Genomic DNA, 16,478 nt, shown 5'->3' with positions numbered 1-16,478 from the left:
TAATGAATTACAACTGGGACTGGGGCGTGTTCTTCAAGTCCACCGGCGTGGGCAGCGAGACTTATCTCGACTGGTACATCGCCGGCCTGGGCTGGACCATCGCCATCGCCGTCGTGGCATGGATCATCGCCTTGCTGCTGGGCTCCATACTGGGGGTCATGCGCACTGTGCCAAACCGTCTCGTAGCGGGCATCGCGACCTGCTACGTGGAACTGTTTCGTAACGTGCCGCTGCTGGTTCAGCTGTTCATCTGGTACTTCCTGATACCCGACCTGCTGCCGCAGAACCTGCAGGACTGGTACAAGCAGGACCTCAACCCGACCACCTCGGCCTACCTGAGCGTTGTCGTGTGCCTGGGCCTGTTCACTGCCGCCCGTGTGTGTGAGCAAGTGCGTACCGGTATCCAGGCGCTGCCACGTGGCCAAGAGGCTGCCGCGCGCGCCATGGGCTTCAAGCTGCCGCAGATCTACTGGAACGTGCTGCTGCCCCAGGCCTACCGCATCATCATTCCGCCGCTTACCTCGGAATTCCTCAACGTGTTCAAGAACTCCTCCGTGGCGTCCTTGATCGGCTTGATGGAACTGCTGGCGCAAACCAAGCAGACCGCCGAGTTCTCGGCCAACCTGTTTGAAGCCTTCACCCTGGCCACGCTGATCTACTTCACCCTGAACATGAGCCTGATGCTGCTGATGCGCGTGGTCGAGAAGAAAGTCGCAGTGCCCGGCCTGATCTCCGTGGGGGGTAAATAATGGAACTCGATTTCAGCGGCATCATCCCCGCTATCCCGGGCCTGTGGAACGGCATGATCATGACCTTGAAGCTGATGGTCATGGGCGTGGTCGGCGGTATCGCCCTGGGCACGGTCCTGGCGCTGATGCGCCTGTCGTCCAACAAACTGCTGTCGCGCCTGGCCGGCGCCTACGTGAACTACTTCCGCTCGATCCCGCTGCTGTTGGTGATCACCTGGTTCTACCTGGCGGTGCCGTTCGTGTTGCGCTGGATCACCGGCGAAGACACGCCGATCGGTGCGTTCACCTCCTGCGTCGTGGCCTTCATGATGTTCGAAGCCGCGTACTTCTGTGAGATCGTGCGGGCCGGCGTGCAGTCGATCCCCAAGGGCCAGATGGGTGCGGCACAGGCGATGGGCATGACCTATGGCCAGACCATGCGCCTGATCATCCTGCCCCAGGCGTTCCGCAAGATGACCCCGTTGCTGTTGCAACAGTCGATCATCCTGTTCCAGGACACCTCGTTGGTCTACACCGTGGGCCTGGTGGACTTCCTCAACTCCGCCCGCTCCAACGGCGACATCATCGGCCGCTCCAATGAGTTCCTGATTTTCGCCGGTGTCGTCTACTTCATCATCAGCTTTTCCGCCTCGCTGCTGGTCAAGCGTCTGCAAAAAAGGTTTGCCGTATGATCTCTATCAAGAACATCAACAAGTGGTATGGCGACTTCCAGGTGCTGACCGATTGCAGCACTGATGTCAAAAAGGGTGAAGTGATCGTGGTGTGCGGGCCGTCGGGCTCGGGCAAATCCACCTTGATCAAGTGCGTGAACGCGCTGGAACCGTTCCAGAAAGGCGACATCGTGGTCGACGGCACCTCCATCGCCGACCCGAAGACCAACCTGCCGAAACTGCGCTCGCGCGTGGGCATGGTGTTCCAGCACTTCGAACTGTTCCCGCACCTGACCATCACCGAAAACCTGACCATCGCGCAGATCAAGGTGCTCGGCCGCAGCAAGGAAGAAGCCACCAAAAAAGGCCTGCAGCTGCTTGAGCGCGTCGGCCTGTCGGCACACGCCCACAAGCACCCGGGCCAACTCTCCGGCGGCCAACAGCAACGTGTGGCGATTGCCCGCGCCCTGGCCATGGACCCGATCGTCATGCTGTTCGACGAACCGACTTCGGCCCTGGACCCGGAAATGGTCAACGAAGTACTCGACGTGATGGTGCAACTGGCCCACGAAGGCATGACCATGATGTGCGTGACCCACGAAATGGGCTTCGCACGCAAAGTCGCCGACCGTGTGATCTTCATGGACGCCGGCAAGATCATCGAAGACTGCCCGAAAGAAGAGTTCTTCGGCGACATCAGCGCCCGCTCCGAACGCGCGCAGCACTTCCTTGAGAAAATCCTGCAGCACTAAGCACTACACAGCTTCCACTGCTGCAACAGGCCCCATGTGGGAGCGGGCTTGCTCGCGAATGCGCCAGGTCAGTCGACCTATTCAGTGACTGACCCACCGCATTCGCGAGCAAGCCCGCTCCCACAATGGACCGAGCAGGCCGGCAAGCTCTGGTTGACCCAAGGCATCTGTGATGAAATGCGACCCCAACCAATTTCGCGCCGCACCGCCATCACTTGCCGTGAAACCTCGCCTGATTCGCCAACTGTTCCTGCCGCCGTTGATCATCGCCCTGATGATCGGCCTGGGTTATATCGGCTTCTGGGTCAGTGAGTACTATGGCATCCGCACCCTCAGCGACACTGGCGAGCGCCAGCTGGAGCTGCACGCGCGGACGGTCGAAAGTGAGCTGAGCAAATACACCTACCTGCCCAGCCTGCTAGAGCTGGAAACCAGCGTCTCGACGCTGCTGGCCGACCCCAGCCAGGAAACCCGCAAAGCCGTCAACGACTACCTCGAAGGCCTGAACCGACGCAGTCGCAGTCGGGCCATCTACGTGATGGACACCACCGGCCGCGTGCTGGCCACCAGTAACTGGCGCGATGCCGACAGTTACCAAGGTGAAGACCTGTCCTTTCGTGCCTATTTCCAGAATGCCGTACGCGGCCAGCCCGGGCGTTTCTACGGTATCGGCAGCACCAATGGCGAGCCCGGCTACTACCTGGCCCACGGCCTGGAGGAACACGGCAAGATCATCGGCGTGGCCGTGGTCAAGGTGCGCCTCGAAGCCTTGGAAGAACGCTGGCAGCGCGCGCGCCTCGAAGCTTTTGTGAGCGACGAGAACGGCATCATCATCTTGTCCAGCGACCCAGCCCGCCGCCTCAAGGCCGTGCGCCCACTGAGCGACGAGACCAAGGACCGCCTGGCCCACAGCCTGCAATATTACTGGGCGACGTTGAACGAGCTGGAGCCCCTGGCCCGCGAACGTCTCAACGAAGGCAGCGAGAAACTGACCTTCCCCGCCAACAGCGAAGTGGTCAACGACGAGCACGAGGTCAGCTACCTCGCGCAAACCCGGCCGCTCAATGACACACCGTGGAATTTCACCCTGCTCACGCCGCTCAACGACCTGCGCCGCGCGGCAATCAACCAGGGCATCCTGGTGGCCGTGGCGTTTGGCCTGGTGGCGTTCTTGCTGATTGCCTGGAACGAACGGCGCAAGGTCATCGCCACCCGCCTCGCCGCGCGCGAAGCCTTGCAGGAAGCCAACAGCCAGCTGGAGCGACGGATTGCCGAACGCACCGCCGACCTGCGCGCCAGCAATGAACGTCTCAAGGGTCAGATCCGCGAACGCCGCCAGGCCGAAGAAACCCTGCGCCGCGCCCAGGATGAACTGGTGCAGGCCGGCAAGCTGGCGGCCATCGGCCAGATGTCCACCAGCATCGCCCACGAATTGAACCAACCCCTGGCCGCGCTGCGTACGTTGTCGGGCAACACCGTGCGCTTCCTCGAGCGCGGTGCGCTGGATACGGCCAGCACCAACCTCAAGACCATCAACGAACTGATCGACCGCATGGGCCGCATCACCGCCAGCCTGCGCTCCTTTGCCCGGCGCGGCGATGACCAGGGCGAAGCCAGCCTCGGCAAGGCCGTGGATGCCGCGTTCCAGGTACTCGGCGCGCGCCTGGACGGCCTGCCGCTGAGCGTGCACCGCGAATTCAGCCCGGCGCAGTTGCAGATCGACCAGACGCGCCTGGAGCAGATCCTGGTCAACCTGATCGGCAACGCCCTCGACGCCATGCAGGCGCAACCGGCCCCGGAGCTGTGGCTGGAAGGCAGCGGCGTCGACGGCAAATATCGCCTGCTGGTACGCGACAACGGCCACGGCATCGACGCCGAGGCCCGCAAGCATTTATTCGAACCGTTCTTCACCACCAAACCCGGTGAGCAAGGCCTGGGCCTGGGCCTGACCCTGTCCGCCAGCCTCGCGGCGGCCACCGGCGGCAACCTCGCCGTGGAACACCCGGCCAGTGGTGGTACGGCCTTTGTCTTGAGCCTGCCGCTGGTTGGCACTCAAAAAGCTGAGTCGACATGATGAATACAGACCCTAACGACCTCACCGTGCTGATTGTCGAAGATGACCCCCATGTCCTGCTCGGCTGCCAGCAGGCCCTGGCGCTGGAAGACATCCCCAGCGTGGGCGTGGGCAGTGCCGAAGAAGCCTTGAAGCGTATCGGCGAAAATTTCGCCGGCATCGTCATCAGCGATATCCGCCTGCCGGGCATCGACGGCCTGGAACTGCTTACTCGTCTCAAGGCCCTGGATAAAAGCCTGCCGGTGGTGTTGATCACCGGGCACGGCGATATCTCCATGGCCGTCGGCGCGATGCGCAACGGCGCCTATGACTTCATGGAGAAACCCTTCTCCCCGGAGCGCCTGGTCGACGTCGCCCGCCGCGCCCTGGAGCAGCGCGGGCTGGCGCGGGAAGTCTGGTCGCTGCGCCGGCAACTGGCCGAGCGTGATTCGTTGGAAGGCCGCATCATCGGCCGCTCGCCGGCCATGCAGAACCTGCGCGAGCTGATCGCCAACGTCGCCGACACCTCGGCCAACGTGTTGATCGAAGGCGAAACCGGCACCGGCAAGGAATTGGTTGCGCGCTGCCTGCATGATTTCAGCCGGCGCCACTCCCACCAGTTTGTCGCGTTGAACTGTGGCGGCCTGCCGGAAAACCTCTTCGAAAGCGAGATTTTCGGCCACGAAGCCAACGCGTTCACCGGTGCCGGCAAGCGCCGCATCGGCAAGATCGAACACGCCCACGAAGGCACGCTGTTCCTCGACGAAGTGGAAAGCATGCCGATCAACCTGCAGATCAAGTTGCTGCGGGTGCTGCAGGAACGCACCCTGGAACGCCTGGGTTCGAACCAGAGCGTGGCCGTGGATTGCCGGGTGATCGCCGCCACCAAGTCCGACCTCGACGAACTGAGCCGCGCCAACCAGTTCCGCAGCGACCTGTACTACCGCCTCAACGTGGTGACCCTGGAACTGCCCCCCCTGCGCGAGCGCCGTGAAGACATCCTGCAACTGTTCGAACACTTCCTGCAGCAATCATCCCTGCGCTTTGACCGCACCGCGCCGGAGCTGGACAACCAGACCGTCTCCAGCCTGATGAGCCACGACTGGCCCGGCAATGTGCGCGAGCTGCGCAACGTCGCCGAACGCTTCGCCCTCGGCCTGCCGGCCTTCAAGAAAAGCGGCGCCAGCAGCGGCAGCCACGGCCTAGCCTTTACCGAGGCGGTGGAAGCCTTTGAACGCAACCTGCTGGTGGACGCGCTGCAACGCAGCGGCGGCAACCTGACCCAGGCCAGCCAGGAACTGGGGATGGCCAAGACCACCCTGTTCGACAAGGTCAAGAAATACGGGTTGAGCCACTGATGGATCTATTCTTGAAGGCCGCGCTCGGCGCGGCGGTGGTGTTGATCCTGGCCGCCCTGGCCAAAACCAGGAACTACTACATCGCCGGGCTGGTGCCGCTGTTTCCGACCTTTGCCCTGATCGCCCACTACATCGTCGGCAAGGGCCGCTCGGTGGACGATTTGAAGACCACTATCCTGTTCGGGATGTGGTCGATCATTCCGTACTTTGTGTACCTGGCAACCTTGTACGTGATGGTTGACCGCCTGCGCCTGGAAGCCTCGCTCGCCGTGGCGGCCGTGGCGTGGCTGATGGCGGCGACGGTATTGGTCAGCGTGTGGGTACGCGTTCACGCCTGACCCCTGGCCCGCCCCTTGCATTCACCCTGCAAAGCCCATTCGGCTGCGGTTCATGAGTGATGAACCGAGTATCTGAACGGGCGCTGCCATGGGTGAAACACTTCCTTGAACATTCTTGACCTCGACCACAGCCTCACCGGCCAGGCCCCGATTGCCAAGCGCCTGGCCAGCGGCCAGGCCACCCGCCTGGACCTGCTGGACCTGGGCCCCAAATTGCGCCTCTGGTCCACCGAAAAAACCTACAAACACTTTGCCGAACGCCTGGCCACGCGGCCCCGGCCCATCAGTGCGCGGCCGGAGATTTTCTTCGTTGGCTCCGGCGATTATCACCACCTGACGCCCGCGTTCCTCGCCGACCTGAAAGAGCCGATCAGCCTGATCCACTTCGACAACCACCCCGACTGGGTGCGCTTTGCGCCCAAACGCCACTGTGGTTCGTGGGTCAACCGGGCGTTGAAAATGCCGGCAATCAAACGCATCGTCACCCTCGGCCCCTGCAGCGATGACCTGCATAACCCGCAACTGCGCGGCGGCAACCTCGCGGCCCTCAAGCGCGGGCAATTGCAGTTGTTTCCGTGGCAGCATCCGCCGTCGAAAGTCTGGGGCCGGGTCGGTGACGGCGCCGGCCACCAGCAGCAGGAAAACCACTTGCACTGGCGCAACCTGGCGGACTTGGACTGGGTGGCCTTCCTTGAGCAGATGATCAACGGTCTGCCCACCGACGCGATCTGGATCACCATCGACAAAGACGTGCTGGCCAGCGAAGACGCCGCCACCAACTGGGACCAGGGCGGCATGCGCCTGACCCACTTGCTGCAAGCCCTACGCGCCCTGGCGGCGCGCAAGCGGATCATCGGGATCGACGTGTGTGGCGAGTTCGCCACGCCGGCCTTCAGCAATGCGTTCAAGCGCTGGGAGGCCAAGTCCGACCAGCCGCCACCCGAGCGTTGGAGCGCGACGGACTTGCAGCGCAACGCCGCCACCAATGAAGCCTTGATCAACCTGTTTGAGGAGCTGTTCCCGTGACCCTGACCGTGGTGTTGCTGGTGGCGTTTTCCATCCTGCTCGATGTGATCGGCCAACTGTGTTTCAAGCTCGGCCTCGACCGTTTACCGGAGCTGGAAGGCGGCTTTCGCCTGAATGCCTTCTGGGGCCAGGTGTTCAATGCGCCCTTGCTGTGGGCCGGGATCGGTGCCTACGTGATTGAGTTTTTCGTCTGGCTCGAAGCGCTGTCCCGCGCGCCGTTGAGCCTGTTGTTTCCGGCCGCCGCCCTGGCCTATTGCGGCGTGGTGCTGGCGGGCAAGGTGGTGCTGGGCGAAACCGTCAGCCGCCGCCGTTGGCTGGGCACGCTGGTGATTACGTTCGGCGTGATGTTGGTTGCAATCGCAGGGAGCCAGGCATGAGTACGCAAACGATGAATAGCGGTTGGTTGCATGGGCGCCTGGGCACTGTGGTGCTGTGGGCCTTGCTGATCTGCACCGAGAGCGCCGGGCAGTTGTTTACCAAGGTGGCCGGCGACCAGTTGGGGCAAATGGATTTCAATTGGTTGTGGCTGACCGAGGTGGCGCGTAACCCGGGGATTCTGGCGGCGATTGCCTGTTATATCGGCGCGTTTTTTGTGTGGATGCTGATCCTGCGGCGCAGCAGCCTGTCGCTGGCCTTTCCCTTGAGTTCGTTGGTGTTCGTGGTGGTGCTGCTGGGGTCGTGGCTGGGGCTGGGGGAACATATCAGCCCGCTGCACTGGGTGGGGGTGGCGGTGATTATTGGCGGGATTGCGCTGTTGGCCGAAGGCGAAGAAAACTGATATTGAGCATGAAATGCAGATCAAAGGTGGGAGGGGGCTTGCCCCCGATGGCGGTGGGTCAGTTAAGTATTTATCAACTGATACTCCCTCATCGGGGGCAAGCCCCCTCCCACCTTTGATCTCCACACATCATTTGATCTCGGCACATCATTTTGATCTGCACACATCATTTGATCTCCATGCATCAGGTCAATCAGTCAAAGGTGTAGCTGATCGCCGTCTGCACCTGGCCCTGGTTCACGTCGCCGGTCTGTTTGACGATGCTGCTGTCGGCCGCCGAACCCACCAGGTGCACCCAGCTGGCGCTGGTCAGCAGTGACCAGTTGGGCGCCAGGGGGAACTGGAAGCTCTGGCTCAGCGTGACGTTCTGGAACCCGCCGCTGGCGTTGTACGGCTTGAAGCCGGTGGCCGCCGCCTCGTTGTCGTCCACGCCGAAGTAGGTCTGGGTCTGGCGTGCATCGGCGAAATTAGCCGCCAGGCCACTGCTGCCGATAATGCCGCCACCCAGCGGATAACCGAGTTCGCCACCGACCTTGCCCAGCGCGCCACTTTGCGAGTGGCCGCCGCCCACGGCCTGGCCCAGCCGCGCGTAGACGCGCCAGAAGTCGGCCGGCGCGTATTGGATAAACCCGCCCACTTCAGCCATGTCCGAGACATTGCGCAGCCCTTGCAGCGAGCCGTTGGAGGTGCGCCCCTGCAAGTAATTGATATAGGGGCCGGCGGTAAAACCGTTGGTATTCAGCGCGCTCCAGGTCAGGCCGTCATCGGTGCTCAGGCTGACATTGCCCCAGTCCAGGTCCAGATACGGCACGGGGCGTGTCTCGTAGCGGCTGCCGGTCGGGTCATGGGGCTGGTAGCTGACGCCCGCGCCGACATCACCGGTGATCGGGCCTGCCAGGACGCTGCTGGAAAAGCCCCACAGCCCCAGTAAACAGGCGACTACAGCAGAAGTTGGCTTGAGCATGGAACGGTTTCCTTGTCTGGACATACGCGCATGAACGCGCGAAGGGCCCGGCAAGCGCAAGCACTCATCTTGTTTGTAGCAAGCTACAAAAATTGTAGCTCCTACGACACAAACCCAGGCGCGGCCCCAGCCCTGCTGGGCTTTGGCCAGTTGGCACAGTCCCTGCTCTACCCCACTTGCAAGCGCACAGAGCGCGCTCCTCTTAGGGTAAACGCAATGATCCACTGGCATATCGTGTGTGACTTCGACGGGACCATCACTCCCACCGATGTCATCGACAACGTCCTCCAACGCTTCGCCGGCCCCGAGTGGGAAACCATCGAACAGGAATGGCTGGATGGGCATATCGGTTCACGCGAATGCCTGAGCCGCCAACTGGCGCTGATCAAGGCGACGCCGAGCGAACTGCTGGCGTATTTCGACAGCGTCGAGATCGACCCGGACTTCCCCGACTTCGTCGATCACGTGATCGGCCTGGGCGCCTCCCTCGAAGTGGTCAGCGACGGCATCGAGCAAGGCATTGCGCGGATCCTCTCGCGTAACTACGTGACGCTGCTGCCGATCCTCGCCAACCGCCTGCGCCAGGTCGACCAGAACAGCTGGCGCATCGACTTCCCGTACTCCAGCGATGCCTGCCGTGCCGCGTCGGGCAACTGCAAATGCAAATCCACGCCGCGCAACAAGCGCGTGCTGGTGATCGGCGACGGCAAGTCCGACATGTGCGTGGCCTCCACCGCCGACTTCGTGTTCGCCAAAGGCAGCCTCGCCGAGTACTGCGTCGCCAACCACATTCCCCATGCGCGCTTCGACACGTTTGCCGAAGTGCCTGCGCTGCTGGCGCTGCTGCCCCAAGGCATCGCCGCCAACGCTACCGCCTTTACTGCTGCCGACAATCAGGAACTCTTCCATCATGTCTGATATCCGTATCGCTACCGCCGAAGACCAGATCCTTCTGGATAAAGAAGCCAAATACTGCTCCTACGGCGACACCGTTCACTACATTGAGCCGCCGCGTATTTTCAGCCGTTGCGAAGGTTCCTACGTGTGGGACACCGAAGACCAGGCCTACCTCGACCTGCAGATGTGGTACTCGGCCGTCAACTTCGGTTACGCCAACCCGCGCCTGAACAATGCGCTGAAACAACAGATCGACACCCTGCCGCAAATCGCCAGCCAGTACCTGCACAAAGGCAAGATCGAGCTGTCGGAAATGATCGCGGTCGATGCCAAGCAGAAGTTCGGCCTCGACGGCCGCGTGCACTTCAACGTCGGCGGTTCGCAGTCCATCGAAGACTCGCTGAAAGTGGTGCGTAACGCCACCAACGGCAAAAGCCTGATGTTCGCCTTCGAAGGCGGCTACCACGGGCGTACCCTCGGCGCCTCGTCGATCACCTCCAGCTACCGCTACCGCCGTCGCTACGGCCACTTCGGCGAGCGTGCGCAGTTCATCCCGTTCCCGTATCACTTCCGTGGCCCTAAAGGCATGACCAAAGAAGAATACGGCAGCCACTGCGTGCAGCAATTCGCGCGTTTGTTCGAGACTGAATACAACGGCGTGTGGGACCCGAAAGTCGGCCAGAGCGAATACGCCGCGTTCTACGTCGAGCCGATCCAGGGCACCGGCGGCTACGTGATCCCGCCGATGAACTTCTACCGCGAACTCAAGCACGTGCTGGACCAGCACGGCATTCTGATGGTCTCCGACGAGATCCAGATGGGCTTCTACCGCACCGGTAAACTCTGGTCGATCGAGCACTTCGACGTGCAACCGGACGTGATCGTGTTCGGCAAGGCACTGACCAACGGCCTCAACCCACTGGGCGGCATCTGGGCCCGTGAAGAGTTGATCAACCCGAAAATCTTCCCGCCAGGCTCCACCCACTCCACCTTCGCCTCCAACCCGTTGGGCACTGCGGTAGGCCTGGAAATGTTCAAGATGACCAACGAAGTCGACTACGGCGCGATGGTCATGGCCAAGGGCAAATACTTCCTCGAAGGCCTGCAAGACCTGCAAAAACGCTTCCCGATCATCGGCGACGTCGACGGCCTGGGCCTGGCCCTGCGCTGCGAAATCTGCGGCCCGGATGGCTTCACGCCAGACAAGGCGACGCTGGACTACATGGTCGAAGAAGGCATGAAGGGCGACATGGTGGTGGACGGCCAGAAACTCGGCTTGATCCTCGACGTGGGCGGTTACTACAAGAACGTGATCACCCTGGCGCCGTCCCTGGAAATCAGCTACCCGGAAATCGACCTGGGCTTGAAGCTGCTTGAGCAGTTGCTGGTTCGAGCGACTAAACGGTGAATGCCGCTGAGATCGACCTCGGTGAAGGTGCTGCCGGCTTCGTTCTCGGTGACGGTCCGGTCGGGGTCCTGTTGATCCACGGCCTGACCGGCACCCCGACGGAATTGCGCCAGGTCGCCAAGGGCCTGGCCAAGGCGGGCAACTGCACGGTGTACGTGCCGACCCTGGCCGGGCACTGCGGCGACAACAGCGACTTGCAGGCCACCGGCTGGCGCGACTGGTACGAAGGTGTGCGCAAAACCTTCGTGCAGGTGCGCCAGCGGCACGCCCAGGTGTTTGTCGGTGGTTTGTCCATGGGGGCGGTGATGTCGATGTACGTGGCCGCCGAACACCCCGGGCAAGTTGCCGGGCTGCTGATGTATTCCACCACCTTGAAGTACGACGGCTGGAGCATCAACAAACTCGCATTCCTCACGCCGTTGCTGATGAAAATCCCCTTCGGCGTGCACATTTGCAGCTTTGAAGAAAAACCGCCCTACGGCATCAAGAACGAACGCCTGCGGGCCATCGTCGAGCGGCAGATGAAGGAAGGTGAAAGCAGCCAGGCCGGTTTGCTGACCATGGAGGGCATCACCGTGCGCGAGTTGCACCGGCTGAACGCGGTGGTCAAGAAACGCATGCCCGAGGTCAAGGTGCCGGCGCTGGTGTTGCACTCCATCGAGGACGACATCACCAGCCGCTGGAACGCCGACTACGTGGAACGCCACCTCGGCGGGCCGGTGACCAAGATCCTGCTGGACAACTGCTACCACATGATCACGGTGGACCTGCAATACCGCCGGGTGATCGAGTTGAGTGCCGAGTTTGTGGAACTGAATACCCGACTCGCAAACGCCGCCTGATTTATTGGCGAACGGGCTTCTGTAGGAAGTGGGCTTGCGTGGCGAGCGGGCTTGCCCGCGTTGGGCTGCGAAGCGGCCCTAATAAGATCACTCCTAACTTTCAGATAGATAGGCGGTGAATGGTTTTAGGGCTGCTTCGCAGCCCAACGCGGGCAAGCCCGCTCGCCACACAAGCCCGGGTGCCACAAAAGCCCGCTTGCCACAAAAGCCCGGGGGCATATAAGCCCGGGGGCCACAACAAACCTGCTGCCAGTTAGATTTGCTCACGACTAAGGGAACTCTGTGATCACCACCCAAGCCTTCCCGACCATCCGGGGCATCCAGCGTAGCGCCTGGAACGACTGCTTTCCCGGTGCCCTGGAGGACTGGGATTATTACGTCGCCGTGGAAAACGCCGCTATCGAGGACTTCCAGTGGCGCTACCTGGCGGTTTACCAAGATGGAACGCTGGTAGCCGTGGCTGCCGCGTTCATCACTCATTATCGCCTCGACACCACGGTGTCGGGCGCCGGCAAGCGCTTGACCGAGCGTGTGGAGCGGCTGTGGCCGGGGCTTTTGCAACTGGGGTTGTATGCCCTCGGGTCCCCGGTGGCCGAACGCTGCGACGCCGGTTTCGCCAGTGGCGTGCCGCAGGTGAGCCGTGCGCTGTTGCTCAAGCACCTGCTACACGCCGCGCGCCAGGATGCCGATGACTTCGGCATCGGCCTGGTGGCGGTCAAGGATGCGCCGAGCAACGACCCGCATTGGCTCGAGAGTTGTCGGGCGGCGGGTTTCCAAAGCATGCCGAGCCTGCCCACGGGGGTGTTACCGCTGCCCTACGGTTCGGTGGACGCCTACCTGGGTTCGCTGGGCAAATCCACGCGTAAGGACCTGCGCCGCAAACTGCGCGCACCGGGGCCGCGGGTGGAGTGGCGGCGCAATATCGACGACGTGCTCGCGGACGTCATGCGTCTGTACGAGGCCACCCTCACGCGCGCCGAGTTGCAGTTCGAGCGGCTGCCCGCCGGCTACTTCACCGGGGTGCTCGAACGGCTTGATAAGCGCGCGGTCTGTGTTCTTTACTGGGTGGACGAGCAACTGGTGGCGTTCAACCTGGTCCTGGTGGATGAACACCGGTTGGTGGATAAATTCTTCGGGCATGACCTCGAATTCACCCGCGACTACAACCTGTATTTCCGCAGCTGGCTGACCAATGTCGACTACTGTATCCAGCACAATATTGCGCTGTACGAGTGCGGTCAGGCCGGGTATGCCAGTAAGCTGCGCCTGGGCTGCGAGTTCCGCGGTAACAGTGTGTTTTTCCGCCACCGCAACCGGCTGGTCAACGGCCTGCTCAAGCTTGTAAAACTGTTTATTCGACCGGATCGTTCCGACTCTGCCATGGCTGCTGCGATAAGCGAAACCTGATGATCACCAAGACCCGCCAGAAAGCCCGCCCGTTTGCCATTTCGCGCTGGAGCGTCCAGCGCAAGCTGGTGCTGGCGTTCTGGTTGGTCAGCGTGATTCCCACCATGATCGCCGCCGAGCTGGCCGCCACCACGCTGTCGCAGATCTTCGACAGCAACGTGCGCATCTGGCTGCAGGAGTCGACCAAGATCGTCAAGGACGAGATCGGCGACATCCTTCACGACAACGCGCGCATGGCCAAACTGTTCCTGCGCTACACCAGCCCGCCCTCGAACAAGCAAGCCGCCAGGCATGATCGGCTGACCGCCGACATTGCCGATGCCACCGATATCGACGTGGTAGCGCTGATCCGCGTGAGCGATCAAAAGGTGGTGTTCAGCACCGCCGCCGACGACATCGTCAAGCAGATCAGCCTGGCCAGCAACACCGTGCTGCAGACCGTGCAGGTAGCCGGGGTAAGTACCGGCATTGTCGTGTCCACCTTCGAAACCACCCAGGATGGCGTCGACTACCTGCTGCTGGTGGCGACCTACCTGGACAGCAGCTTCCTGACCAGCGTAGCCGACGTGCATTCCCTCGACCTGCGCCTGTACCTGGCCAACCCCGAAGGCTTCTCGGAAATCTTCTCGACCCAGCGCTTTGAGGATCACCCCTCGCGCATCCCCAAAAACGTCGAAACCGCGATGCGCAGCACCAAGCAGCCGAGCGAGCAGTTCACCAACAACTACAGCGGCTTGTACTGGCCGATCTTCAATGATGCCGGCGACCTGCAAGGCGTGATTTTCAGCGGCCTGCTGCGCCATACCAGCCTGGTGGGGCTGGTGAACCAGAGCAATCTGTTCGTGCTGATTTTCTTGCTCAGTTCGGCGCTGTCCCTGGCGGCGGGGGTCTTGGTGTCGCGGCGCCTGACCAAACCGCTGCGGGATCTGTCCCAAGGCGTGAACGCGGTGATTTCGGGCAACTACGAGCATCGCGTGCAGGTCACCGGCGGCGACGAACTGGCGCAACTGAGCAGCACCTTCAACCATATGACCGAGCGCCTGGGCGAGCTGCATCACCTCGAAGCCCAGTTGCGCCGGCGTGACCGCCTGCATGCCCTGGGCGAAGTCGCCATGGGCCTGGCCCACGAGATCCGCAACCCGCTCGGCATCATCAAGACGGCCACCCAACTGCTGCACCGCCGCGCCGACCTGCCGGAGGCCGACAAGCGCCACCTGGAATACGTGATCAGCGAAGTCAGCCGCATCAACGACCTGATCACCGAGTTCCTCGATTTCGCCAAGCCCAACCCGCCGTTGCGCGTGATGCAACCGGCGCGCCCACTGGTGGAGGAGATCCTGGGTTTCTGCGCACCGGAACTGGCCAGCCACAACATCGACGCGCAGATTGACGACCAGGCGCCCGGCGCGACCCTCTACGCCGATGCCAAGCAACTCAAGCAGGCGTGCCTCAACCTGATTCTCAACGCCATCGACGCCATGCCCGAAGGCGGCCGCCTGACCCTGGGCATTCGCAGCGAAGGTGGCACTACGGTTATCAGCATCGGCGACAGCGGCCAGGGCATCCCGGTGGAGATGATCGAGCGTATCTTCACGCCATTCGTCACCACCAAGGCTTCGGGCACAGGCCTGGGCCTGGCCAAAGTCTATTCGATCATGGAAAGTCACGACGGCAGCATCGAATGTGCCAGCGAGAAAGATGCCGGCGCCACTTTCAGCCTGTACATTCCGGCGATTGGCGAAGACGACGAGGACAGTCATGACGCATAATATTCTGGTAGTCGACGACGAACCCAAGCTCTGCGACCTGCTGGCATCGGCACTGGGCCAGAACGGCATCCAGGTCTTCATTGCCGGCAACGGCCTGCACGCGCTCAAGGTGCTGGAGCAGGAAGACATCGACCTGGTGATCAGCGACTGGCGCATGCCAGGCATGGACGGCCCCGCCCTGTTGGCCGAGATCAAGCTGCGCCACGCCCAGGTACCGGTGATTGTGATGACCGCCTACAGCACGGTGAAAAACGCCGTGCAGTCGATGCGCAACGGCGCCTATGACTACATCGCCAAGCCGTTCGATATCGACGAGCTGGACATCACCGTGGCCAAAGCCCTGCAATTTCGCGACATCATGCGCGACAACGCGCGCATGCGCGCCGAGCTGGCCGAACATGCGCAGTTCGACAGCCTGGTAGGCGACAGCCCGGCGTTTCGCAGCGTGCTGCAAGCTGTGGATTCGGTACGCGACAGCAGCGCCACCATCCTGCTCACCGGCGAAAGCGGCACCGGCAAGGAAATGGTCGCGCGCGCCATCCACAAGCACGGCAGCCGCGCGGATAAACCCTTTGTGGCGGTCAACTGCGCGGCCATCCCCGAAGGCCTGCTGGAAAGCGAAATGTTCGGCCATCGCAAGGGCGCCTTTACCGGCGCCGTCGCCGACCGCGTCGGGCGCTTTCAACAGGCCGACAAGGGCACGCTGTTTCTCGACGAAGTCGGCGATATGCCGTTGGCGCTGCAGGCCAAGATTCTGCGCGCACTGCAGGAACGGGTGATCGAACCGGTGGGCGACCCCCGCGGGCGCAAGGTGGATGTGCGGGTGATCGCCGCCACCAACAAGAACCTGCTGGAAGCGGTGGCCAACAAGGAGTTTCGCGAGGACCTGTATTACCGCCTCAACGTGTTCCCGATCCCGCTGCCGGCCCTGCGCGAGCGCGTGGAAGACATCGCGCCCCTGGCTCGGCATTTCGCCCAGACCCTCAGCGCCACCGCCGGCAAACGCATCACCGGCTTCAGCCCCGAGGCGTTGCAGGCCATGGCGGCGTACCACTGGCCGGGCAATATCCGTGAGCTGCAAAACTGTGTGGAGCGCGCGACTATCGTCGCGGCAAAACCGGTGATCGAGGACATCGACCTGCCGGCTTATCTGTTTGCCTCAAAGCCCAGCGAGGGCGGAGTGACGGCGATCCTCAACGACGGGCCGGGCATTCCCCAGGACCTCGACGCAGCGCTGGCGGAGGTGGAGAAAGCCTACATTCTGGCGGCATTGCACGAGAGCAACGGCGTGCAGGCAGCGGCCGCGCAGAAAATCGGGATTTCCGAGCGGAGCTTCTGGTATCGCTTGAAGAAGCTGGGGATTCAGGTGGACAAGATCGTCCGCTGAGCTACACAGCGGTTGTGGCAAACCCGCTTATGTGACAAGCAAGCTTTTGTGGCGAGCGGGCTTGCCCGCGTTGGGCTGCGCAGCAGCCCCAGAAGGATTA

At 62.3% G+C, this 16,478-nt stretch carries 16 protein-coding genes; 15 read left to right on the top strand and 1 reads right to left on the bottom strand.

Going from position 1 to position 16,478, the window contains the following annotated elements; translation table 11 throughout:
- Positions 1-2 precede the first annotated feature (2 nt).
- From CXQ82_RS05885 to CXQ82_RS05840, 9 genes are all read left to right on the top strand, one after another.
- Positions 3-749, top strand: coding sequence for an amino acid ABC transporter permease (locus CXQ82_RS05885; RefSeq protein WP_101266998.1), 747 nt, complete (start codon positions 3-5; stop codon positions 747-749).
- Positions 749-1,420 carry an amino acid ABC transporter permease gene (locus CXQ82_RS05880; RefSeq protein WP_101266996.1) on the top strand — a complete coding sequence of 224 codons (672 nt, stop codon included), beginning with the start codon at positions 749-751 and terminating at the stop codon, positions 1,418-1,420. The genes CXQ82_RS05885 and CXQ82_RS05880 overlap by 1 nt, the downstream gene beginning before the upstream one ends.
- Positions 1,417-2,151 carry an amino acid ABC transporter ATP-binding protein gene (locus CXQ82_RS05875; protein WP_049709764.1) on the top strand — a complete coding sequence of 245 codons (735 nt, stop codon included), beginning with the start codon at positions 1,417-1,419 and terminating at the stop codon, positions 2,149-2,151. The genes CXQ82_RS05880 and CXQ82_RS05875 overlap by 4 nt, the downstream gene beginning before the upstream one ends.
- A 172-nt stretch (positions 2,152-2,323) precedes the next feature.
- The gene (locus CXQ82_RS05865) at positions 2,324-4,225 is read left to right on the top strand and encodes a sensor histidine kinase (RefSeq protein WP_101266994.1); all 1,902 of its coding nucleotides are present in this window, start codon (positions 2,324-2,326) and stop codon (positions 4,223-4,225) included.
- Positions 4,225-5,562 carry a sigma-54 dependent transcriptional regulator gene (locus tag CXQ82_RS05860; protein ID WP_101266992.1) on the top strand — a complete coding sequence of 446 codons (1,338 nt, stop codon included), beginning with the start codon at positions 4,225-4,227 and terminating at the stop codon, positions 5,560-5,562. The genes CXQ82_RS05865 and CXQ82_RS05860 overlap by 1 nt, the downstream gene beginning before the upstream one ends.
- Positions 5,562-5,900: a GlpM family protein gene (locus CXQ82_RS05855; RefSeq protein ID WP_101266990.1), complete on the top strand. Its 339-nt coding sequence runs from the start codon at positions 5,562-5,564 to the stop codon at positions 5,898-5,900. The genes CXQ82_RS05860 and CXQ82_RS05855 overlap by 1 nt, the downstream gene beginning before the upstream one ends.
- A gap of 105 nt (positions 5,901-6,005) precedes the next feature.
- Positions 6,006-6,926, top strand: a complete 921-nt coding sequence (locus CXQ82_RS05850; RefSeq protein ID WP_101266988.1) for an arginase — start codon at positions 6,006-6,008, stop codon at positions 6,924-6,926.
- Positions 6,923-7,303 (top strand): transporter, encoded by a 381-nt coding sequence (locus CXQ82_RS05845; RefSeq protein WP_101266986.1) that lies wholly within the window; start codon positions 6,923-6,925, stop codon positions 7,301-7,303. The genes CXQ82_RS05850 and CXQ82_RS05845 overlap by 4 nt, the downstream gene beginning before the upstream one ends.
- The gene (locus CXQ82_RS05840) at positions 7,300-7,704 is read left to right on the top strand and encodes an EamA family transporter (RefSeq protein WP_101266984.1); all 405 of its coding nucleotides are present in this window, start codon (positions 7,300-7,302) and stop codon (positions 7,702-7,704) included. The genes CXQ82_RS05845 and CXQ82_RS05840 overlap by 4 nt, the downstream gene beginning before the upstream one ends.
- A 193-nt stretch (positions 7,705-7,897) precedes the next feature.
- On the opposite strand, the gene CXQ82_RS05835 is transcribed toward CXQ82_RS05840, so the two are convergent.
- Positions 7,898-8,668, bottom strand: coding sequence for a MipA/OmpV family protein (locus CXQ82_RS05835; RefSeq protein ID WP_101266982.1), 771 nt, complete (start codon positions 8,666-8,668; stop codon positions 7,898-7,900).
- 216 nt (positions 8,669-8,884) lie between these two features.
- Here CXQ82_RS05835 and CXQ82_RS05830 point away from each other — a divergent pair, with 216 nt between their 5' ends.
- The 6 genes from CXQ82_RS05830 (at position 8,885) to CXQ82_RS05805 (ending at position 16,378) form a co-directional block, all read left to right on the top strand.
- A complete protein-coding gene (locus CXQ82_RS05830; RefSeq protein ID WP_101266980.1) occupies positions 8,885-9,586 on the top strand; it encodes an MtnX-like HAD-IB family phosphatase in 702 nt (233 codons plus the stop codon).
- Positions 9,579-10,973 carry an aspartate aminotransferase family protein gene (locus CXQ82_RS05825; protein ID WP_101266978.1) on the top strand — a complete coding sequence of 465 codons (1,395 nt, stop codon included), beginning with the start codon at positions 9,579-9,581 and terminating at the stop codon, positions 10,971-10,973. The genes CXQ82_RS05830 and CXQ82_RS05825 overlap by 8 nt, the downstream gene beginning before the upstream one ends.
- Complete coding sequence (locus tag CXQ82_RS05820; RefSeq protein ID WP_101266976.1) at positions 10,970-11,815, top strand: carboxylesterase; 846 nt, start codon at positions 10,970-10,972, stop codon at positions 11,813-11,815. The genes CXQ82_RS05825 and CXQ82_RS05820 overlap by 4 nt, the downstream gene beginning before the upstream one ends.
- Before the next feature lie 282 nt (positions 11,816-12,097).
- A complete protein-coding gene (locus CXQ82_RS05815; RefSeq protein ID WP_101266974.1) occupies positions 12,098-13,222 on the top strand; it encodes a GNAT family N-acetyltransferase in 1,125 nt (374 codons plus the stop codon).
- Positions 13,222-14,991, top strand: a complete 1,770-nt coding sequence (locus tag CXQ82_RS05810) for a HAMP domain-containing sensor histidine kinase (RefSeq protein ID WP_101266972.1) — start codon at positions 13,222-13,224, stop codon at positions 14,989-14,991. Before CXQ82_RS05815 ends, CXQ82_RS05810 begins: the two co-directional genes overlap by 1 nt.
- Entirely contained in the window at positions 14,981-16,378 is a 1,398-nt protein-coding gene (locus tag CXQ82_RS05805) for a sigma-54 dependent transcriptional regulator (RefSeq protein ID WP_101266970.1), read from the top strand. Before CXQ82_RS05810 ends, CXQ82_RS05805 begins: the two co-directional genes overlap by 11 nt.
- The last annotated feature ends 100 nt before the right edge of the window (positions 16,379-16,478 follow it).

The sequence above is a fragment of the Pseudomonas sp. S09G 359 genome (assembly GCF_002843605.1).
GTDB lineage: Bacteria > Pseudomonadota > Gammaproteobacteria > Pseudomonadales > Pseudomonadaceae > Aquipseudomonas.
The sequence above is the reverse complement of the archived record's forward strand: the minus strand, read 5'-3'. Positions and strand labels throughout refer to the sequence as shown.